Source organism: Azovibrio sp., from assembly GCF_049658005.1.
Classification (GTDB): Bacteria; Pseudomonadota; Gammaproteobacteria; order Burkholderiales; family Rhodocyclaceae; genus Azovibrio.
The window spans coordinates 1-20618 of sequence record NZ_JBASOH010000007.1; the positions used below are offsets into that span (position 1 = coordinate 1).

At 62.7% G+C, this 20618-nt stretch carries 24 protein-coding genes; 4 read left to right on the forward strand and 20 right to left on the reverse strand.

Annotated elements, in window-relative coordinates:
- The 3 genes from WBH99_RS00450 to WBH99_RS00460 all read right to left on the reverse strand — a co-directional run.
- A partial coding sequence (locus WBH99_RS00450) for an ABC transporter ATP-binding protein (RefSeq protein ID WP_424218129.1) occupies window positions 1-857 on the reverse strand: 857 nt, incomplete at its 3' end.
- Complete coding sequence (locus tag WBH99_RS00455) at window positions 832-2229, reverse strand: ABC transporter permease (protein ID WP_424218163.1); 1398 nt, start codon at window positions 2227-2229, stop codon at window positions 832-834. The genes WBH99_RS00455 and WBH99_RS00450, both read right to left, overlap by 26 nt.
- Complete coding sequence (locus WBH99_RS00460; protein WP_424218130.1) at window positions 2229-3206, reverse strand: ABC transporter permease; 978 nt, start codon at window positions 3204-3206, stop codon at window positions 2229-2231. Before WBH99_RS00460 ends, WBH99_RS00455 begins: the two co-directional genes overlap by 1 nt.
- Window positions 3207-3296: 90 nt before the next feature.
- On the opposite strand from WBH99_RS00460, the gene serB reads away from it, so the two are divergent.
- Window positions 3297-4172 (forward strand): phosphoserine phosphatase SerB, encoded by an 876-nt coding sequence (gene serB / locus WBH99_RS00465; protein ID WP_424218131.1) that lies wholly within the window; start codon window positions 3297-3299, stop codon window positions 4170-4172.
- A gap of 55 nt (window positions 4173-4227) precedes the next feature.
- Window positions 4228-4836, forward strand: coding sequence for a phasin family protein (locus WBH99_RS00470; protein ID WP_424218132.1), 609 nt, complete (start codon window positions 4228-4230; stop codon window positions 4834-4836).
- An 82-nt stretch (window positions 4837-4918) separates the two neighbouring features.
- Here the strand turns inward: WBH99_RS00470 and iscX are convergent, their stop codons facing one another.
- The 11 genes from iscX to WBH99_RS00525 form a co-directional block, all read right to left on the reverse strand.
- Window positions 4919-5113, reverse strand: coding sequence for a Fe-S cluster assembly protein IscX (gene iscX / locus WBH99_RS00475; RefSeq protein WP_424218133.1), 195 nt, complete (start codon window positions 5111-5113; stop codon window positions 4919-4921).
- Window positions 5114-5124: 11 nt separating this feature from the next.
- Complete coding sequence (gene fdx / locus WBH99_RS00480; protein ID WP_424218134.1) at window positions 5125-5466, reverse strand: ISC system 2Fe-2S type ferredoxin; 342 nt, start codon at window positions 5464-5466, stop codon at window positions 5125-5127.
- Window positions 5463-7349, reverse strand: coding sequence for a Fe-S protein assembly chaperone HscA (gene hscA / locus WBH99_RS00485; protein WP_424218135.1), 1887 nt, complete (start codon window positions 7347-7349; stop codon window positions 5463-5465). The genes fdx and hscA overlap by 4 nt, the downstream gene beginning before the upstream one ends.
- A gap of 1 nt (window position 7350) precedes the next feature.
- Entirely contained in the window at window positions 7351-7893 is a 543-nt protein-coding gene (hscB, locus tag WBH99_RS00490; protein WP_424218136.1) for a Fe-S protein assembly co-chaperone HscB, read from the reverse strand.
- A gap of 149 nt (window positions 7894-8042) precedes the next feature.
- Complete coding sequence (iscA, locus tag WBH99_RS00495) at window positions 8043-8366, reverse strand: iron-sulfur cluster assembly protein IscA (protein WP_424218137.1); 324 nt, start codon at window positions 8364-8366, stop codon at window positions 8043-8045.
- 8 nt (window positions 8367-8374) lie between these two features.
- The gene (gene iscU / locus WBH99_RS00500) at window positions 8375-8758 is read right to left on the reverse strand and encodes a Fe-S cluster assembly scaffold IscU (protein WP_424218138.1); all 384 of its coding nucleotides are present in this window, start codon (window positions 8756-8758) and stop codon (window positions 8375-8377) included.
- A 22-nt stretch (window positions 8759-8780) separates the two neighbouring features.
- Window positions 8781-9992, reverse strand: a complete 1212-nt coding sequence (locus WBH99_RS00505; RefSeq protein ID WP_424218139.1) for an IscS subfamily cysteine desulfurase — start codon at window positions 9990-9992, stop codon at window positions 8781-8783.
- Window positions 9989-11179, reverse strand: coding sequence for a cysteine desulfurase family protein (locus tag WBH99_RS00510; protein WP_424218140.1), 1191 nt, complete (start codon window positions 11177-11179; stop codon window positions 9989-9991). Before WBH99_RS00510 ends, WBH99_RS00505 begins: the two co-directional genes overlap by 4 nt.
- Before the next feature lie 13 nt (window positions 11180-11192).
- Window positions 11193-11711, reverse strand: a complete 519-nt coding sequence (iscR, locus tag WBH99_RS00515) for a Fe-S cluster assembly transcriptional regulator IscR (protein ID WP_424218141.1) — start codon at window positions 11709-11711, stop codon at window positions 11193-11195.
- Window positions 11712-11769: 58 nt separating this feature from the next.
- Window positions 11770-12519 (reverse strand): serine O-acetyltransferase, encoded by a 750-nt coding sequence (gene cysE / locus WBH99_RS00520; protein ID WP_424218142.1) that lies wholly within the window; start codon window positions 12517-12519, stop codon window positions 11770-11772.
- A 71-nt stretch (window positions 12520-12590) separates the two neighbouring features.
- Complete coding sequence (locus WBH99_RS00525; RefSeq protein ID WP_424218143.1) at window positions 12591-13337, reverse strand: RNA methyltransferase; 747 nt, start codon at window positions 13335-13337, stop codon at window positions 12591-12593.
- A gap of 80 nt (window positions 13338-13417) precedes the next feature.
- Here WBH99_RS00525 and WBH99_RS00530 point away from each other — a divergent pair, with 80 nt between their 5' ends.
- Window positions 13418-14227, forward strand: coding sequence for an inositol monophosphatase family protein (locus tag WBH99_RS00530; RefSeq protein ID WP_424218144.1), 810 nt, complete (start codon window positions 13418-13420; stop codon window positions 14225-14227).
- A gap of 13 nt (window positions 14228-14240) precedes the next feature.
- On the opposite strand, the gene WBH99_RS00535 is transcribed toward WBH99_RS00530, so the two are convergent.
- Complete coding sequence (locus tag WBH99_RS00535) at window positions 14241-14444, reverse strand: hypothetical protein (protein WP_424218145.1); 204 nt, start codon at window positions 14442-14444, stop codon at window positions 14241-14243.
- Between the two features lie 87 nt (window positions 14445-14531).
- Here WBH99_RS00535 and WBH99_RS00540 point away from each other — a divergent pair, with 87 nt between their 5' ends.
- On the forward strand, window positions 14532-15923 hold the full coding sequence (locus tag WBH99_RS00540; protein WP_424218146.1) for an exonuclease domain-containing protein: 1392 nt from the start codon (window positions 14532-14534) through the stop codon (window positions 15921-15923).
- A gap of 45 nt (window positions 15924-15968) precedes the next feature.
- Here WBH99_RS00540 and WBH99_RS00545 read toward each other — a convergent pair whose 3' ends face one another.
- The 5 genes from WBH99_RS00545 to WBH99_RS00565 form a co-directional block, all read right to left on the reverse strand.
- Window positions 15969-16124 carry a hypothetical protein gene (locus WBH99_RS00545; protein WP_424218147.1) on the reverse strand — a complete coding sequence of 52 codons (156 nt, stop codon included), beginning with the start codon at window positions 16122-16124 and terminating at the stop codon, window positions 15969-15971.
- 80 nt (window positions 16125-16204) lie between these two features.
- The gene (locus tag WBH99_RS00550) at window positions 16205-16945 is read right to left on the reverse strand and encodes an MBL fold metallo-hydrolase (RefSeq protein ID WP_424218148.1); all 741 of its coding nucleotides are present in this window, start codon (window positions 16943-16945) and stop codon (window positions 16205-16207) included.
- Entirely contained in the window at window positions 16942-17583 is a 642-nt protein-coding gene (locus WBH99_RS00555; protein ID WP_424218149.1) for a chemotaxis protein, read from the reverse strand. The genes WBH99_RS00550 and WBH99_RS00555 overlap by 4 nt, the downstream gene beginning before the upstream one ends.
- Complete coding sequence (locus WBH99_RS00560; protein ID WP_424218150.1) at window positions 17580-18761, reverse strand: NAD(P)H-dependent flavin oxidoreductase; 1182 nt, start codon at window positions 18759-18761, stop codon at window positions 17580-17582. The genes WBH99_RS00555 and WBH99_RS00560 overlap by 4 nt, the downstream gene beginning before the upstream one ends.
- 85 nt (window positions 18762-18846) lie before the next feature.
- A complete protein-coding gene (locus WBH99_RS00565) occupies window positions 18847-20601 on the reverse strand; it encodes a PHA/PHB synthase family protein (RefSeq protein WP_424218151.1) in 1755 nt (584 codons plus the stop codon).
- Window positions 20602-20618 lie beyond the last annotated feature (17 nt).

Genomic DNA, 20618 nt, shown 5'->3' on the forward strand with positions numbered 1-20618 from the left:
GCCTTGAGGCGCTGGCCCCGCGCCACCGCTTCGGGCAGGGCGGCGAACAGGGCCTGGCTGTAAGGATGGGCGGGGGCCTGGAAGAAAGCCTCGCGGCTTGCCAGTTCGACGAGCTGACCGGCATACATGACGCCGACCCGGTGAGCCATGCGGGCGACGATGCCCAGGTCGTGGGTGATGAGCAGCATCGCCATGCCGCGTTCGGCCTGGAGCTTTGCCAAAAGGTCGAGGATCTGGGCCTGGACCGTCACATCGAGGGCGGTGGTGGGCTCGTCGGCAATCAAAAGCTGCGGCTCGGCGGCAAGCGCGATGGCGATCATCACCCGCTGCTTCATGCCGCCGGAAAACTGGAAGGGGTATTCGTCCAGGCGCCGCGCCGGGTCGGCGATGCCCACCTGGCGCAGCAGCGCTTCGACCCGCTCGCGCACGGCCCGGCCATCGAGATTGCGGCCTTCGAGGGCCGCGTGGCGGAGCAGCACTTCGCCGATCTGGGCGCCCACGGTGAGCACGGGATTGAGGCTGGTGGCCGGCTCCTGGAAGATCATCGCCATGCCCCGGCCGCGCAGCTCGCGCATGGCGGCCTCGGGCAGATCCAGCAGCTCGCGCCCCTGAAAACGGACCTGGCCGGCCGTGATGCGGATGGCCGGGGGCAAGAGCCGCATCAGGGCGAGGGCGCTCAAGGATTTGCCGCAGCCGGATTCCCCCACCAGGGCCAGGGTCTCGCCGGGCTTGATGGCAAAGCCCAGGTCGGTGACGGCGGGCACCTGACGCGGCCGCCCCGGCCCGGTTTTCTGGATGGCGAGGGAGAGCCCGCGCACCGCGAGCAGGGCTTCAGTCGAGACGGGGGTCGAAGGCATCGCGTACCGCATCCGCAAAAAGGTTGGCCGAAAGCACCAGCACGAACATGAAGACGAAGGCCGCCGCCAGCGACCACCACACCACCGGCTCCCGGCCAAGCTCCATGCGGGCATTGTTGATCATCGTGCCAAAGCTGATCATGCTCGGGTCCACGCCGATCCCGACATAGGAGAGCACCGCCTCGGCCAGCACCAGGCTGGAAAAATCCATCACCAGGGCGATCACCACGATGTGCATCAGATTGGGGAGGAGATGGCGGCCGATGATGCGCGCCGAGGAGACGCCAAAGGCCCGCGCCGCCTGGATGTATTCGAGTTCCCTCAGTTTCAGGCTTTCGCCGCGCAAGAGCCGGGCAAGGCCCGTCCAGCTGGTCATGCCGAGAATGACGCAAAGGGCGAGAAGGCGCAGATCGGCCCGTTCCGCCGCCGTGGCGAACCACTGCGGATGGGTATCGATCAGTACCTGCATCATGAGCACGGCGGCGGCAATCAGGAGCACGCCGGGAATGGAATTGAGCACCGTATAAACGTACTGGATCAGGTCATCGGCCCAGCCGCGGAAATAACCGGCGACGATGCCCAGCACCACCGCCAAAGGCAGCATCACCAGCGTCGTGACGAGCCCGATCACGAGGGCGGTGCGGATGCTCTTTAGCACCTGATAAAAGACATCCTGCCCCACCTTGTCCGTGCCCAGCACATGGTAATCCCCGGCCCAAAGCGCCATAGGCAAAAACACCAGCAGGAGCCCGCCCAGGGCAAGCAGCACGCCGCGCCAGGCAAAGGCCGTCTCGCCTTGCCAGATGGCCTGCCAGGTCTCGTGGTGGGAAGCCCCCTGGTGCCGGGCGAGCAGGGCCGTAAGCCCGGCGGTGAGCCCCAGCCAGAGCAAAAAGGCGAGCACCCCGGCGGCAAAGGCGCGCTGCAGCACATCCTTGTCCCGCTTCGCCTCGTGCTCGCCCAGGTGGGCGCCGCCATATTTGAGGCGCGGGTAGCCCTGCACCGGGCCGGCCGGGGTCTCCAGGGTTTCCTTGGCATAGAGCCGGGTGGCAAAAGGGGCGGAATAGGTCTTTTCGCTCTGCTCGCGGAGCTGCCTGAGTAAGCCGTCCAGGACGGAGCGCACCTCGACCCCATAGACCACCCGCACCTCGCCCGGGGCCGGCGGCAAGCGTTCCCGGTAGTGCAGGGAATCGAGTAGCCCGACCAGCAAAAAGGCCGACAGCAGGGTGGCCGTGGCCATGGCCACGGTGTTCTTGCCCAGCCGCGACCAGGCCTGGCGCAGCGTGTGGGCGGAGACGATGCCCAGCCCCACGCCGCAGCCGAGGAGCAGCCAGAGCAAAAGATCGGTCCAGAGCAGGACGGGCTGAAAGGACATCATTCGAAGCGGATCCGGGGGTCCACCAGGGTGTAGGAAATATCGGTGAGCATCAGCCCGACGATGTAGAGCACCGAACCGATGAAGACCATCGAGCGCACCACGGCGAAATCCTGGGCATTGATGGCATCGATGGTGTAACTACCCAAGCCCGGGATGCCGAAGAAGGATTCGGTAAGCAGCGAACCCATGAACAGTAGGGGAATCACCACCACCACCCCGGTAAGGATGGGAATCATGGCGTTCTTGAGGATGTGGCGGAAGAACACCCGGGTCTCCGGCAGCCCCTTGGCCCGGGCCGTGCGCACATAATCCTTGTTCACCTCCTCAAGAAAGAGGGTGCGGTACCAGCGGGTGGAGGAACCGAGGCCGGCCACGACGCCGATCAACACCGGCAGCACGAGAAAGCGCCAGGCATCGAGCCCTTCGCCGAAGCCGGAGATGGGCACCAGCTTCCAGACCTTGGCCACCAGATACTGGCCGCCGATGATGTAAAACAGGCCGGAGATCGACATGAGCGCAACACAGCTCACCACCCCCCAGAAATCCAGGGCGCTGGCCCGGAAGAAGGCGAGGATCAGGGCGAGGCTGATGCTGACGCAAAGCCCCAGCAAAAAGGTGGGCAGCGCAATCGCCAGGGAGGGCCCCATCCGGGTACGGATCTCCCGGGCGATGTCCCGGCCATCCTCGGCGCGGCCGAAGTCGCCGACGAACATGCGGACCGACTTGTCAAAAAAGATGGTATCGGTGGCCCTGGCCAGGCCAGCCGCCTCCGGGTTCCAGAACAAGGGCCGGTCGTAACCCCGCTCCGCCTTCCATTTCTGGATGGCCTCGGGGGTCACATGCTTGACGCCGAGCTGCATCCGGGCCATGTCATCCGGGGTATTGACCACGAAGAACAGGGCAAAGGTGAGCAGGTTGACCCCGATCAGGATGGGCACGGCATAGAGAAGGCGGCGAAAGATGTAAGCGAGCATCGGAGGGAGTTTATAAACCATCCGGGCCGCAAGCGACAGCCCCCCGGCAAGCTAAAATGGCGGTCTCCGGATCAAACCCCATTTCTTGCCATGACCACCACCCTCATCCTGCAGGGCAACGCCCTGCCTACCTTCCTGCTGGAAAAGCTCGTGGCCGCCACGGGCGCCGGCGGCATCGAACCCCGCCCGCCCAAGGCCACCCGCCTGCCGGATGCCCGCCGCACCCCGGCCTTCGATGCCCTGATCCCCGCGATCGAAGCAGAGCGCCTGGACTGGGCCTTCATGCCGGCGGGCCTGCGCCTCCAGGATTTCGGCCTGATCGCCTTCGACATGGATTCCACCCTGATCGAGATCGAATGCATCGATGAACTGGCCGATTTTGCCGGCAGGAAGGCCGAGGTCGCAGCGGTCACCGAAGCCGCCATGCAGGGCGAGATCGACTACCGCGAAAGCCTCCGGCGCCGCCTCGCCCTGCTCGCAGGGCTCGATGCCCGGGTCCTCGCCCGGGTCTATGAGGAACGCCTGCGGCTTTCTCCCGGCGCCCGCGAACTGCTGCAAGCGGCACAAAACGCGGGGCTACGCACCGCCCTCTTGTCCGGCGGCTTCACCTACTTCACCGAGCGCCTGCGCATCGAACTGGGCTTTGATTTCGCCACCTCGAACGAACTGGAAATATCGGGCGGCAAGCTCACCGGCCGGGTGCTGGGCAATATCGTCGATGCCTCGGCCAAGGCCCGCCATCTGGCGCGGCTCAAGAATGAGCTGGGGCTCGACACGGCACAGGTGATCGCCGTGGGGGACGGCGCCAACGACCTGCCGATGCTGGCCGAGGCCGGCCTCTCGGTGGCCTATCACGCCAAGCCCGCCACCCGGGCCAAGGCCAGCGTCGCCCTCAACTTCAGTGGTCTGGACGGCATCCTGAATCTACTGGATCAGGCAACAGGGAGTGACATGTATTCTTCATGAAGGCCTGCTATCATCGTGCCGCAAGAACGCCCAACATCAACAGAGAGGAGTCTTCATGAATACGCCCAAATCCGAACAAATTGCCGCTGCCCAGAAAGCCAATGCAGAGGCCATGCTAGCCCTGATGCGCAGTACGCTGGACAACATCGAAAAACTGGCCACCCTGAATCTGAGCGCCATGCGCGAGGGGATTCAAGCGGGTGCCGAAAACGCAAGCAACCTGCTGGAAGCCAAGGATCCCAAGCAGGCCCTGGCGGTTCAGGCCACCATCGCCGAACCCGGTCTGGAACGTACCCGCTCCTACTATCACAACCTGTATGAGCTGGTCCTCAACATGCAAAAGGACATCACCAGTGTGATGGAATCCCATTACAAGTCCCTCTCCGAAAACGCCGAGTCCGCCATCGAGGCCACGACGAGCAATCTGCCCGCGGGGGGTGATGTTTTCGCCACTGCCCTGAAATCGATGCTCCAGGCCAGTTCCCAGGTCTTCGACCGGATGAATTTCATGGCCCAGCAAATGGCCCAGATCACGGACAGCAACCTCAAGGCATTTTCCAGCATCGGCACCAGCAGCGAGGCCGACGAAGCCAGCGAGGCCAGCAAGGCCAGCAGCGGTTCCGCCACCCGCAAGGCCGCTACCAAGGCCCAGCCCAAAAGCTGATGCCGGCTGATCTGCATGAACGACGGCGGCCTCGAGCCGCCGTTGTTACGTCTGCCGGGTACGTTCAGCTCACTCAGCTCACTCAGCTCACTTCGTCGATCCAGGCTTGTTGAATCGCTTCGAGAATTTTCTCGCCACAGTGCCGGGGATCATCGTCAAAATCCGGCAGGGCCAGCACCCAGTTGCGCAGATCGACGAAATTGATCCGCCGGGGATCCTGTTCCGGATGGGCTTCGGACAGTTCGATGGCAATGTCGTTGATGTCGGTCCATTTCATGATGGCGCTCCTCAGTGCTTGCCTTCCCGGGCCATATTGATGCTGTAGCGGGGAATCTCCACCACCAGGGGGGCGTCCTTGACGATGGCCTGGCAGGAAAGGCGCGACTGGGGCTCCAGGCCCCAGGCCTTGTCGAGCAGATCCTCTTCCGCCTCCTCGGCGGGAGGGAGGGAATCGAAGCCCTCCCGCACGATCACATGGCAGGTCGTGCAGGCGCAGGACATCTCGCAGGAATGCTCGATCTCGATGCCATTGGCGAGCAGGGCCTCGCAGATGGACTGGCCTGGCTCCGCTTCGATCACAGCCCCATCGGGGCAGACTTCCACATGGGGCAACACGATGATCTGGGTCATGACGGACTCTCCTCCTCTGCATTCAATTCATCTAGCTTGCGCCCCGCCAGGGCACGCTTGACGCTCTGGTCCATGCGCCGGTGGGCGAACTCCTGGGTTTCATGGCCCAGATCGTCCATGGCCAAGTTGATCTGGCGGCGGTTGTCCCCCAGCATCGAGGCCTGCAACTTGGCGATACTGGCTTCGATGCGGCGGATCTCCTCTGCGTCAAGCAAGTGGGCATCTTCCTTCAGGGCGGCCTGGGTCGCTTCGATCAGGCGCTGGGCCTCGACCTGGGCTTCCTTCAAGGCCCGGCGCTGGGCATCGTCCTTGGCGTGGGACAGGGAATCCTTGAGCATGGCGGCGATCTCGTCATCCGAAAGACCGTAGGATGGCTTGACCGCGATGCTGGCTTCCACCCCCGTGGTCTGCTCCCGGGCCGAGACGGCCAGCAGGCCATCGGCATCGACCTGGAAGGTGACCCGGATGCGCGCCGCCCCCGCCACCATGGGAGGAATGCCGCGCAATTCGAAGCGGGCCAGGCTGCGGCAGTCGGAGACCAGCTCCCGCTCGCCCTGGACGACGTGGATGGCCATGGCCGTCTGGCCATCCTTGAAAGTGGTGAAATCCTGGGCCCGGGCGGCGGGAATCGTGGCGTTGCGGGGAATCACCTTTTCCACCAGGCCGCCCATGGTCTCCAGCCCCAGGGACAGGGGAATCACGTCAAGCAGCAGCCAGTCGTCGCCGCCGGTCTTGTTGCCGACCAGCAGGTTGGCCTGGGTGGCAGCGCCCAGGGCGACCACCTTGTCCGGGTCGAGATTGTTCAGCGGTTCCTGGCCAAAAAATTCCGCCACGGCCCGCTGCACCTGGGGCATCCGGGTAGAGCCGCCCACCATCACCACGCCTTTCAGTTCCTCGGGACGCAGGCCTGCATCGCGCAAGGCCTTGCGCACGGCCTGCAGGGTCTTGGTCACCAGATTCCGGGTGATCGCGGCGAAAGTGTCCACGTCCAGAGTGAGATCGATGGTGTGACCGCTACCGAGCTTCACGGTGATCGGGGCTTCCGTGTGGCGGGTGAGGAACTCCTTGGCTTCCCGGGCCCGGGTCATGATCAGCCGGGCATCCTCGGGGGACAGGGGCGGCAGTTCGGCCCGCTCCAGCACCCAGCAGAAGATGCGCTGGTCGAAGTCGTCGCCGCCGAGCGCGGAATCGCCACCGGTGGCCAGCACCTCGAACACCCCCCTGGAGAGCTTGAGGATGGAAATGTCGAAGGTGCCGCCGCCCAGGTCATAGACGGCGTAGATGCCCTCGGCCGCATTGTCCAGGCCGTAGGCGATGGCCGCCGCCGTGGGTTCGTTCAGGAGCCGCAGCACATTGATCCCGGCCAGCCGGGCGGCATCCTTGGTGGCCTGGCGCTGGGCATCGTCGAAGTAGGCGGGCACGGTGATCACCGCGCCGACCAGTTCGCCCCCCAGATGGGCTTCGGCCCGGGCCTTGGCCACCTTGAGGATTTCGGCGGAAACCTCCACCGGACTCTTCACCCCGGCGCAGGTCTTCACCCGCACCATGCCCGGCCCATCGACAAAATCATAGGGCAGCGACTCGACATGGGCGATGTCCTTCCGGCCCCGGCCCATGAAGCGCTTCACCGACACGATGGTGTTCTTCGGGTCCTTGGCCTGCCAGGCCTGGGCGGCGTAGCCCACTTCCACCTGCCCGTCGGGCAGGTAGCGCACGACGGAGGGCAAAAGCGGCCGGCCCTGCTCGTCGTTCAGCACCACGGCCATGCCACTCCTGACAGTCGCCACCAGGGAATTGGTGGTGCCCAGGTCGATGCCTACCGCCAGCTTGTGCTGGTGGGGGGCGGCGGATTCGCCGGGTTCGGCGATTTGAAAGAGAGCCATGTCAGTTATCCATCTCCCCGTCTTCCAGGGAAGCCAGGGCATCATCAATTTCCAGCAACAGTTTTTCCAGGAACATCAGCCGGCGCACCAGCTCGGTGGCGGCTTCCAGGTCCTGTTCATCGTCCAGCAGGACGGCCAGTTCCTCGTAGCGGCCGCGCAGATCCTGGCGCAGGCGGTGGTGCAGGTGTTCCAGCTCATGGTGATCGCCGCCGCGCCTGGCCTCCATCACCGCCTCGCGCCACTCCATCTGCTCCATCAGGAACTCGGGAGCCATGGCGGTATTGCTTTCGGCTTGCAGATCGTAGCCGGCCAGATGCAGCAGGTATTTGGCCCGCTCCAGGGGTTTTTTCAGGGTCTGGTACCCCTCATTGGCCCGGGTAGCCCACTGCATGGAAAGCCGCCGCTCCCCCTCCCCCGCATGGGCAAAGCGGTCCGGATGCACCCGGGCCTGAATTTCCAGGTAGCGGGCGTCCAGTTCCGCCAGATCGATCCGGAAAGCCCGGGGCAGATGGAACAGGGAAAAGAAATCGGTGCTCAGGTCCACAGGGTCACCTCTGATCAAACGCAGCGCTTGAACGCTGCCCTGCGCTCAAAGCGAAGGCGGGTTGGGCGGGTTGGAAGGGTTGGGCGCAAGAGCGAAGACCGTGCCTGGAGCATGGCAAGCCCGCAGCAACACCGCCCTGCCAAACGGGCTCAGACGTTGAAGCTTTCGCCGCAGCCGCACTGGTCCTTTATGTTGGGATTATTGAACTTGAAACCTTCGTTCAAACCTTCCCGGGTGTAGTCCAGCTCGGTGCCATCGATGTAGGGCAGGCTCCTGGCATCCACGAACACCTTGATGCCGTGGCTTTCATAAACCTCATCCTCGCCATCCACCTCATCGACGAACTCGAGCTTGTAGGCCATGCCGGAGCAGCCGCTGGTGCGGACGCCCAGGCGCAGGCCGACACCCTTGCCGCGCTTTTCCAGAAAGCTGGAGACGTGCTCGGCCGCTTTTTCGGTCAAGGTCACTGCCATGATTCACCTCACTCGGAATGCTTTTTCTTGTAATCGGCCACGGCAGCCTTGATGGCGTCCTCGGCCAGGATGGAGCAGTGGATTTTAACCGGTGGCAGGGCCAGTTCCTCGGCAATCTGGGTATTCTTGATCGCCAGGGCCTGATCCACGGTCTTGCCCTTGACCCACTCGGTCACCAGGCTGGAGGAGGCAATGGCGGAACCGCAGCCGTAGGTCTTGAACTTGGCATCTTCGATCACCCCGTCCTGGCCCACCTTGATCTGCAGCTTCATCACGTCGCCGCAGGCCGGAGCGCCCACCATACCGGTCCCCACATCCGCATCGTCCTTGTCGAAGCCCCCCACGTTGCGGGGGTTCTCGTAGTGGTCGATCACTTTTACGCTGTAGCTCATGTTGTTCTCCTTGAATTCTGGTTTAGTGGGCAGCCCACTGGACGGTACTCAGGTCGACGCCGTCCTGGACCATTTCCCACAGGGGAGACATCTCCCGCAGCTTGCCGATCTTCTGGTGCAGCAGGTCGATGGCGTAGTCGATCTCGGCCTCGGTATTGAAACGGCCGAGGGTGAAACGGATGGAACTGTGGGCCAGCTCATCGTCCCGCCCCAGGGCGCGCAGCACGTAGGAAGGTTCCAGGCTGGCGGAGGTGCAGGCAGAACCGGAAGACACCGCCAGATCCTTGATGGCCATGAGCAGGGATTCCCCTTCCACATAGGCAAAGCTGATGTTCAGGTTGTGCGGCACGCGCTGCTCCAGGTCGCCATTCACATAGACGCAGTCGATGCCGGACAGCCCCTTCAGAAGCCGGTCGCGCAGCTTGCCGATGCGGACATTTTCCGCGGCCATTTCTTCCTGGGCAATGCGAAAGGCCTCGCCCATGCCCACGATCTGGTGGGTCGCCAGGGTGCCGGAACGAAAGCCCCGTTCATGGCCGCCGCCGTGCATCTGGGCCTCCAGGCGCACCCTGGGCTTCCGGCGCACATAGAGGGCGCCGATGCCCTTGGGGCCATAGGTCTTGTGGGCGGAAAGGCTCATCAGGTCCACCTTCAGCTGGTCCAGGTCGATCTCCACCTTGCCAGTGGCCTGGGCCGCATCGACATGGAAGAGAATGCCCTTCTCCCGGCAGATTTCGCCGATCTCGGCAATCGGCTGGATGACGCCGATCTCGTTGTTCACGAACATCACCGAGACGAGGCAGGTGTCGGGGCGCAGGGCGGCCTTGAAGACTTCCAGGTCGATCAGGCCATTTTCCTGCACGTCCAGATAGGTCACCTCGAACCCATGGCGCTCCATTTCCCGCATGGTGTCGAGCACCGCCTTGTGCTCGGTCTTGACGGTGATCAGATGCTTGCCTTTGGTGCCGCCATAGAAGTTGGCGGCGCCCTTGATGGCCAGGTTATTGGATTCGGTGGCACCGGAAGTCCAGACGATTTCCTTGGGGTCCGCCTTCACCAACGCCGCGACCTGCTCCCGCGCCGTTTCCACGGCAGCTTCCGCCTCCCAGCCGAAGCTGTGCGAACGGGAAGCCGGGTTGCCGAATTTCTCGGTCAGATAGGGAATCATTTTCTCCGCCACGCGGGGGTCCACCGGGGTGGTGGCGGAATAATCCAGGTAGATGGGCAATTTCATGCTGTCGCTCCGTTAATGCAGACGGTCTTGGTGCTGAGTGCCGTCAGGTTCTTGAGGCCGACTACGGTGCTTGCCAGGGCCTCGAGGAATTGATCAATATTTTCTTCCGAAGTTTCCGCCCCCAGGCTGACGCGCACGGCACCCCGGGAGAGTTGCCCGGATACCCCCATGGCCTGGAGCACATGGGAAGGTTCGGGATGGGCACTGGAACAGGCGGAACCGCTGGCCACGGCGAAACCGGCCCGATCCAGCTTGCCCACCAGGGTTTCCCCATCCAGGTCAGGAAAAGCGAAGTAACTGGTATTGGGCAGCCGCTCGGCCGCGCCACCAAAGATCACGGCCCCCAGGGCCTGCAGCCCGGCTTCGAGCCGGCCCCGCAACCCGGCCAGGCGGATCGGCAGGGTGGCGAGCCGGGACACCGCCAGTTCGCAAGCCAGGCCAAAGCCGACGATGGCCGCCACGTTCTCGGTCCCCGAGCGCAAGCCCCGTTCCTGGCCGCCGCCGGCAATCAGGGGGACCAGCTCGACCCGCTTGTCCACGATCAGGGCCGCCGCCCCCTTGGGACCGTAGATCTTGTGGGCAGAAACCGTCATGGCATGGACCCCGGCCTGGTTGAGCGCGCGAAAATCCACGGGCAGTTTGCCCAAAGCCTGAACCGCGTCCGTATGCAAGCGGGCACCGGAGGGTCTGGCACGCGCGGCCAGCGCGGGCAGATCCTGAATGACCCCGGTTTCATTGTTGGCCAGCATCACGGAAATCATCCGGGGCTTTTGTTCCGGCGCAAAATCCAGCGCAAAATCCAGAACCCGCCCGGCCTCATCCACCGCCAGTTCAAAAACCTGCCAGCCCTGCCGCTCCAGTTGCCGGGCCGTGTTGCGCACACAGGGATGTTCGATGGCGCTGACGGCCAGGACGCCCGCCTTGCGAAAAGCCGCCGCCGCGCCCTTGAGGAACAGGTTGTTGGCTTCGCTGCCACCACTGGTGAACAACACCTCGGTAGGATGGGCCCCCACTGCGGCAGCTACCTGCTGGCGTGCCGCATCCACCGCCCGCCGCGCCGCCCGGCCGTACTCGTGGCGGCTGGAAGCATTACCGTACTGCTCGCGCAGATAGGGCAGCATGGCCTCCAGCACCCGGGCATCGAGGGGGGTGGTGGCGTTGTAATCGAGATAGACGGGAGCGAACACGGCGGTCTCGGGCTCAGGCGACCAGGGAAACCCGCTGCTTGCCGGCCTTGGCCGGGCGCAGGGCAGGAGCGGGGGTGGCACGCGGGTCCTCCAGCACGACCCGCGCTTCCTGACCATCGGCCTGCCGGGCAAGATGCTGATTCACCAGGCCGCCCAGGGATACCGAGGCCAGGTAGTCGTACATCTTGCGGTTCAAGGTGGTCCACAGTTCATGAGTCATGCAGCGGTGGTCTTCATGGCAGTTTTCATGACCGCCGCACTGAGTGGCATCCAGATGCTCGTCCACCGCACGGATGATGTCGGCCACGCTGATATCGTCCATGGCCCGGGCCAGACGATAGCCGCCACCGGGGCCCCGCACGCTTTCCACCAGGGCATGGCGGCGCAACTTGCCAAACAGCTGCTCCAGATAGGAAAGGGAAATATTCTGGCGTTCGCTGATGCCGGCCAGGGCGACCGGTGCATTCTCATCCCGCAAAGCCAGGTCCATCATGGCAGTTACGGCAAAACGTCCCTTGGTGGTCAAGCGCATGGTGCTCTCTCCTTAAATACCTTAGCGTCAAGGTCAACTATAGCGGCTCCGACCGACATTAGTCAACTATTTTACTCAGGTATTCGGAATCGAATTCATCGGCACTTTCCACCACATCGGCCACCTTCACCCCGGCCTCTTCCAGATGCGCCAGCAGCAGCACCAGACGCCGGTCTGTTTCCGCCGCATGGTCCAGCAGCCCGTGAATGGCCTGGGCCAGGGGATCATCATGATCCTGCCCTACCGCATAGGCGGAAAAACCCAGCCTGGCGGCCTGAGCCTCACGCTCCCGTTGCGCTTCATCAAGAATACGGGCAGGGATGCCCACCGCCGTGGCTCCGGCCGGCACATCCCGGGTCACCACCGCATTGGAGCCCACCTTGGCTCCCGCGCCCACGGTGATGGGACCGAGCACCTTGGCCCCCGCGCCCACCACCACCCCGTCCGCCAGCGTGGGATGGCGCTTGCCCTTGTTCCAGGAAGTGCCGCCCAGGGTGACGCCGTGATAGAGGGTGACGTCGTCCCCGATGACGGCGGTTTCCCCAATCACCACGCCCATGCCATGGTCGATAAAAAAACGCCGTCCGATGGATGCCCCCGGATGAATCTCGATGCCCGTCAGCCAGCGGGAAAGATGGGCCGTAAACCGGGCCAGCCAGCGCAGGCGATGCCCCCAGAGCCAGTGGGCCAGACGATGCAGGATCAAGGCATGGATGCCCGGATAGCAGGTGAGCACCTCCCAGAACGAACGCGCAGCAGGGTCCCGGTCAAAAACCGATCGAACATCTTCGCACAGGGTCTGGAACATGAGAGGTGATACTCCTTGCTTCTGGGGACCGGATTGTAAAATACCCGACTATTTCCATCAAGAATAGCGATTCATTTTCTCCAGGCTTCCACGGCGGTCAGCACCCCCCGCAGGATATTCACCTCATCCCGCTCCAATCGTGCCCGCCCGAACATCCGCCGCAATTTGGGGAGCAGGCGCTTTGGCTGGGCGGGATCCAGAAAGCCGGAAGCGACCATCACCTGCTCCAGGTGGCGGTAGAAACCTTCCTGTTCCCGATGGGTCGCGGGCGGGGAGACAAAGGGAGTAATTCCCGCCGGCAGAGGCGGGGCACCGGCATAGGCCGCCAGGCGCAATTCGTAGCACAATACCTGCACGGCAGCCGCCAGATTGAGAGAACTGAAGCCCGGATCGGCAGCGATCATCACTGCCCCATGGCAACGCTGAACCTCGTCATTGGACAAGCCGGAGGTTTCATGGCCAAACACCAGGGCCACCTCTTTGCCCGCCGCAGCCTCTTGCAGCAGGGCGCCCGCCCCTTCCCGGGCCAGCATGGGCGGTGGCCCCAGGTCCCGGGAGCGAGCCGAGACCGCCAGGCTGAAGACAAAATCCGCCAGGGCGGCATCCAGACTATCCACCACCCGGGCCGAAACCAGAATATCGGAAGCTCCGGAAGCCAGTGTGTCGGCCTCCGGATCGGGAAAACATTTCGGGGATACCAGCACCAGACGGGACAAACCCATGGTTTTCATGGCCCGGGCCGCTGATCCGATATTGCCTGGATGACTGGTACGGGAAAGCACGATGGAGATACGATCAAGCACGTCGGTCGGGTTCATATTAAAATGGCGGCTTCGTCGAAAACAATACGGGCAGCGTCACCGACATGGCAACGCTGCCCCGGGGTTCTTTAAACTACATGCATCCAACCATCAACATCGCCACCAAGGCAGCGCGCCGCGCCAGCCAGATCATCAACCGCGCCTCCCTGGACCTGAACCTGATCCAGGTGCAAAGCAAGCAGCCCAATGATTTCGTCACCGAGGTGGACAAGGCCGCCGAAGCGGCCATCATCGAAATCCTCCAGGAGGCCTATCCTGATTACGGGATTCTAGCAGAGGAGTCGGGCCAGACCCCGGGACAGGGCGGCGAGTCTGAATACCAGTGGATCATCGACCCGCTGGACGGCACCACCAATTTCATCCACGGCTTTCCCCAGTATGCCATCTCCATTGCCCTGGCCAAGGGCAACCAAGTGGAACAAGCCGTGGTCTTCGACCCCAACCGCAACGAACTGTTCACCGCCAGCAAAGGCGGTGGCGCCTTCCTCAATGAACGGCGCATCCGCGTTTCCAAGCGTCTGAAGCTGCAGGAAGCCTTGATCGGCACCGGCTTTCCTTACCGGGTCTTCGACCATGAAGACGCCTACCTGGCAATCTTCAAGGAACTCACCCAGAAGACCGCAGGCCTGCGCCGTCCCGGTGCTGCTGCCCTGGACCTGGCCTATGTGGCCGCAGGCCGTCTGGACGGTTTCTGGGAATTCGGCCTGGCTCCCTGGGACATGGCTGCCGGCACCCTCCTGATTTCCGAAGCGGGCGGCTTGGTCAGCGACCTTTCTGGCGAAGCCAATTACCTGAACACCGGCAATCTGGTAGCCGGCACCCCGAAAATCTTCACCTCCCTGCTGCAGACCATCCAGCCCCATCGGACCCTCCGTCTGCAGGCCTGAGCCTCAATGGTGCTCAATGGTGAAGAGGCACCTGCACATGGAGTTCGGGCGGAATCTCCTCCACCAGCCCGGAAACCTCGGCAAAATCACCATCCAGAGGACATTGCCGACCCGGCGGGCATTCGTGCTCATGCGCACATTCCAACTGAGTCTGGTCGGTAATGACCATTTCCCCCACTGCCGCGCAGGGTTCAAAATGAACGTCGAAGCCACCCATGATGTTCTCCTTTCAATGCAACACATATCCTGTACTTCAATATAGACCATAGCGACAGCTTTCGCCCCGGTCATCAGGCCATTCACCATGGAAATTCCCGCCGCCCTCGCCTTCGTGGACCTGGAAACCACCGGCACCAACCCGCTCACGGATCGCATCACCGAAATCGGCATGGTGCTGATGGATGGCGAACAGGAGGAAAGCTGGAGCAGCCTGGTGAACCCGGGCGTGGAGATCAGCCCCTTCATCGAGCAACTGACGGGCATCAGCAACGCCATGGTGGCTACAGCCCCCACCTTTGCCGAACTGGCGGACCCGCTCTTCGCCAGGCTCCAGGGACGGCTGTTCATTGCCCACAATGCCCGCTTCGATTACGGCTTTCTCAAGCAGGAATTCGCCCGGTCCGGGCTACGCTTCCAGGCCGACACCCTGTGCACGGTGAAGCTGTCGCGCCAGCTGTTTCCGGAACACCAGAAGCACAACCTCGATGCGCTGATGCAGCGCCACGGACTGACCGCGCCTTGCCGCCACCGGGCCCTGGCGGACGCCAGCCTGATCCACCAGTTCTGGCAGACCCTTCAGGCCGAGCCCGGGCCCGCCGCCATCGCCGCGGCCATGAAAAACCAGATAAGCCAGACCCGCCTGCCGCCGCACCTGGAGGCCCGGGCCGTCGAAGCCCTGCCCGAGGCAGCCGGGGTGTACAGCTTCTTCGGCACCGACGACCAGGCCCTCCATGTGGGCCGCGCCAAGAACCTGCGCAAGCAGGTCTTCAGCCATTTCACCAGCCCCCGGAATTTGCGCATGCATCAGGAGATTCGTCGACTCGACTGGCAGGAATGTCCGGGCGACATTGGCGCCCGACTCCTGGAAGATCGCCTGGTCAAAACACTCCAGCCACTCCACAACCGCCCGCGGAAATCCAGCTCCGTCCTCCTGACCTGGCGGCTGGACGACCTCGGTGAAGGCAGGCTGAAACCCTGCCTGGTCGAGGCCCATGCGCAGGATTTCACCCTGGACACCCCCTGCTACGGCCTCTTCAAGAGCCCGCGCGAAGCCCTGGAAATCCTGCGCGCCCTGGCGACGGAACAAGGCCTCTGCGACACCCTTCTGGGGCTGGAACAGACCGCCCCGGGCAAGCCCTGCTGCGGCATCACGGCCAAACGCTGCAAGGGCGCCTGCATCGGCCGGGAAACCCCGGCCCAGCACAGCATGCGGCTGATCGGCGCCCTCATCCGCCACAAGCTCCAGCCCTGGCCCTACAACGGCCCGGCCCTGCTGCGGGAAGGCGACGAAGCCCACCTCGTAGATGCCTGGCGCTACCTGGGCAGCATCCGTGACACGAGCGACCTCCCCTCCCTCCTGAACACCTCACGCCCGGCCTTCGATCAAGACATCTACCGCCTGCTGGTGCGCCAGCTGGGACGATTCGAGCCACTCAAGCACCCCAGGGCATGGGCTGATGCGTCAGTGCCGCGCTGATGATATCGGCAAAAGCACCGCCGGCCAGAACTCACCCAGAGAGCGCTACAGCACAGCCCCCTGCAACACCAGGAGGCAATGCCAACGATCTCCGGCAATCAGGAACAGGGCTCCATCGGGCTGCCAGGCTTCGAGCTGGGGAATGACCGGGGCTGTAAAGAACGGCAGCATCCGGTGCAACACGATGAAAAACAGGGGCACAGTCTCCCGCCACGGCCAGGGCGGGTCATTGTGATGATGATCAGGACAGGATCAACCCCTGGCGGGGAAGTGCGGCCGATTCAGCCGACGGCTACACCCACCCTGAGGCCGTCAAACCAGTTGATGAAACGCTCCACATCCTGATTCTGGTAAATGGCGCCGTGCTGGGGGCAGAGCATGTCGATCTTGAGCCGGGAAACCCGTTCGCACCAGGCCCGCTTGGCTTCATTGGAGCCCATCCAGCGGCGATGGAAGGCTTCGGCATGGCGGATGTGGGCATCGAAGTTTTCCACGAACAGCCCTTCCGTCCTGGAAGGCAGCAACGCCGCTCCCACGTCGCCGGAAAACAGCACCTTGGCCCGGGCATCGTAAAGATGGAAATTTCCCGATGCATGCAGGTAGTGCGCCGGCACCGCCTGAAGTGGCAGGCCATTCAGATTGATCTCCATACCCTCATCGGGAATGGCAACGAAACTCTCGGCGCTGCCCCCGAAATGGGGAATGAAGGAAGCCCAGAGCCAGCTCACATAACAGGGCAGCCTGGGGTTGAACTCCAGCCACAGGGCCAGGGAAGAAATGATGTCCGGATCCTGATGGGAAGCGAATAGCCCCACCAGGGATGCCGGATCAAATCCGGAGGACAGGGCGGAAAACACGGCGGGAAAAATTTCGGCGCCGCCCGGGTCCAGCAGCAGGCCGGAACCGTTGCAGGCCACCAGGTATTCGTTGGTGTCAATCAGGGCATCCGGCCGGTCGGGATCGCGGACGATGGCCACCCATTTGTGTTCGCCATCCTGAAAAAAACATTGGCTTGCCTTCATTGCGACCTACCTCGGGCAAAAAAACCAGACTTGTTCAAATGACTGAGGGAGAGGCGGATTTCCTCCACCACGCCATCAAATTCACCGGACACCTGGGACAAGGCAAAGGAGAAGGCTTGCCCGTAGGCGGCCTCGATCTTGGCCGATTTGGCCAGCACCCCGCCCAGTTCGACCAGTTGAGCGACATTGCCCAGCACCAGCTTCAGCTGGCGCCGTTGCTGAGCCAGGTTTGCCTTGTGGCTTTCCAGCTTCTCCTGCCGCGCCAGCACAGCCTCCCGTACCCGGGCATTGCCGCCGCTCAGGCGTTCGGCTTCCTGCAGCAAGCGCAGGACCCGCTGATCCTGGAGCAATACCGAAACTTCGGTGACGGCCTTGTGGATCGCGCCGCCGAGGCCGCCCATGGCCGTCTTCAGATCCTGGGAAAAGACGCGCAGCTCGTTGGAGAGCACACCAAACCCCAAGGCCGTGGTGCCGGCTCGCTTGGCCAGAAAAATGGCATTCAAGGCCATGATGTTGATCTTGAATGCCACGGCAACGATGGATTTTATTTCCTCGTTGATCTGAACGATGCGGACCAGGTCCTGCCCTGCCGAACAGGGGACCAGGACCCGATTCCCGGTGCCTGGAATTTGCGTCATGCGAGCTGGGGCTTTTCCCCGCTGAGCAGGTAGTGGATCAGTTCATGGACCGGGCGGATCGCCGAACCGAAGGGCAGACTGGCCTTGCCCCGGAAGAACAGACCCTTCTGCACGTCGCCGCGTACGGCGGCGGCCAGCTGATGGTCGATACAGAACTGACCATGCTTGGGGTTGGCATCCCGCAGACCGCAGGACACCAGGCAGTCCCAGGCCAGGGTACACTGGTGATCCTTGGTTTCGGCCGCCTTCATCAGGCGTTCTTCCCGGGCCAGGTATTTTTCCAGCCAGGGAGTGCGCACGGCCCGGGCCGGCAGGCCGGCACAGCTCATGAATTCCACCACATCCTCACGTTTGGCGCCGGCAAGGATTTTCTTGAATTCGATATGGGCATCGCCTTCCTCGGAGACGGCAAAGGCGGTGCCAAGCTGCACGGCGGAGGCCCCCAGCTTGAACATGTCCAGCACTTTCTCGTGACTGTTGATACCACCGGCGGGGATCAGGGGAATGTTCTCGGATTCGATGCCCAGATCCTTGAAGGCTTGCAGCACCCCGGGTATCACCACCTCGAAGTCGAAGCGTTCGTCTTCCAGCTCATCCTTCCTGGCAGCCCCCAGGTGGCCGCCCGCATAGGCCGGGTGCTCGATCACGATGGCATCCGGCAGTTTGTTCTTGCGCATCCATTTCTTCAGGGTCAGCACCACGCCGCGCACGTCGGAAAGGATGGGAAACAGGGCTACATCGGGGAAATCAGCGGTCAGTTCCGGCAGATCCAGCGGCAAGCCGGCCCCCATCACGATGGCGTCGGCCCCGGAGGCACAGGACTGGCGCACATACTCCTGATACTGGGACACCGCCCGCATCACATTGACGGCGATCAAGCCCCGGCCTTTGGCGATCTCCTGAGCGCCCTTGATCTCCCGATCCAGGGCGATGCAATTGGCCTTCCAGATGGCCAGCTTGTTGGCATCCCGATCCTTGATACGGGAGGTCATTTCCATCAGGTCCGGGTGATGGCGGCGCAGGTCGACACTTGCCACCGTGCCTACCGCATTTTCGGCTGCCACCGCCCCCACCAGCTTATGAGCCGAGATTCCGACCCCCATCCCCCCTTGCACGATGGGCAGGAGTGACTTGTTTTTGACTTTCAGCAGAGGGAACGGGGACGGCAAGGCAGGCATCAAGTTATAACCCAATAAAAAAAGGCGGCCAAGGGTAGCAGAAAATCCGCCCCCCCGTTTGACCCAAGCAGTCTTTTCAGACAAATCATTTTTCCAGAACATAAGTCCCCGGCGCATCTGCCAGGGCTGGATACTTGCGGGTTTCGACCGGCAGGGCGTCAATAAGTTCGCCACCCCGCTCCTGCAGCCAGCGAATCCAGTCCTCCCACCAGGTACCAGGCTGCTTCTGGCTGCGCTTTAGCCAGTCCTCGTAATGCTCGTTGGGCTGGGGCTCACCGGCCCAAAAGGCGCGCTTGGGCGGATTCACGGGGGGATTGACGATGCCCAGGATGTGGCCGGAAGTGGAGAGTACAAAACGTACCGGCGCATCCACATTCACATACCGGCGGATGCGATAGCACTGGGCCCAGGGGGCAATATGATCGTCTTCCGCCGTCACCGCATAGAGCGGCTGGGTAATGCGGCGCAGGTCGATGGCCTGACCGGCGATGGTGAGTTTGTCGCGCTTGATCAGGTTGTTGTGCAGATACATCTCGCGCAGGTAGAAACTGTGCATGGCATAGGGCATGCGCGTGGTATCCATGTTCCAGAACAGCACATCGAACGGCGGCAAGGCCTCGCCATAAAGGTAGCTGTGCACCCAGTAATGCCAGACCAGGCTGTTGGAACGCAGCATGCGGAAGGCCGATGCCATCTCATTGCCTTCCAGATAGCCTTTCTTGGCCATGGCTTCTTCCAGGGCGCGAACACTGGTCTCGTCGATGAAGACCTCGATATCACCAGGATGAGAAAAATCCGTCAGGGTGGTAAACAAGGTCCAGTCCGCCACCGGCACCTTGTCGGCGCCAAACTGACGATTGGCCCAGGCCATATAGGTGGAAACCAGGGTGCCGCCAATGCAGTATCCCACCAGATGCACCTTGGGTACCTGACAGAAATCCCGCACGACTTCCACGGCCTCATGCACCCCTTCACGCAGATAGTCGTCGAAAGTGATGGCGGACATCTCCGGCGTCGGGTTCTTCCAGCTGGTGATGAAGACCGAAAAGCCCTGATCCACCAGATATTTGGCCATGCTCTTCTTGGGATTCAGGTCGAGGATGTAGAACTTGTTGATCCAGGGCGTGATGATCAGCAAGGGCACCGAGTGCACCTGCCCGGTGGTGGGGGTGTAATGGATGATTTCCAGCAAGCGGTTGCGGAAGATCACCTTGCCCGGCGTCACCGCCAGATCCCGGCCCACTTCGAAGGCATTGTCTTCCACCATCTGGATGTTGCGGACCTGGGCATCCCGCATGAAATTACGAAAACCGTTCGCCAGGCTCTTGCCGTGGCTTTCCACATATTTATGCTGTGCCACCGGATTGGCCCAGAAGAAATTGGTGGGTGCCACCGCATTCAACCATTTGCGCAACCAGAACGCCGCCCGGCGCCGCTCCCTGTCGGACAGGCCCGGGGTTTCGTAGTACATGTCCTGGAGCCGGTGCGTGAACGCCAGATACCACTCCTTGATGATGTCCCAGGTCGGCGCGTTTTCCCAGACCTGGTCGGCAAAACGCGCGTCATCCGCATTGGGCTGGATCACATCGGAGGAGGGAATCCCGAAGGCGCGCCGCATCACATGGGCCTGCAGGGCCATCAGGTCGCCGGACAGGGAAGACATGGCCCGCACCATTTCCTGGGGGTGCATCAACCAGGCCACCTGGGCATTGAGCATGGAGGTGGTCACACCGAACGGGTCCAGATGCCTGCTCAGGTTATCCCCCAGCATTTCAAGGGGGCTGACCGCATCCAGGCTGAACCCTTTGTGGTCTTTGGAGGAAAGAACGCTGGCACTCATAGGAATTTCTCCCAAGG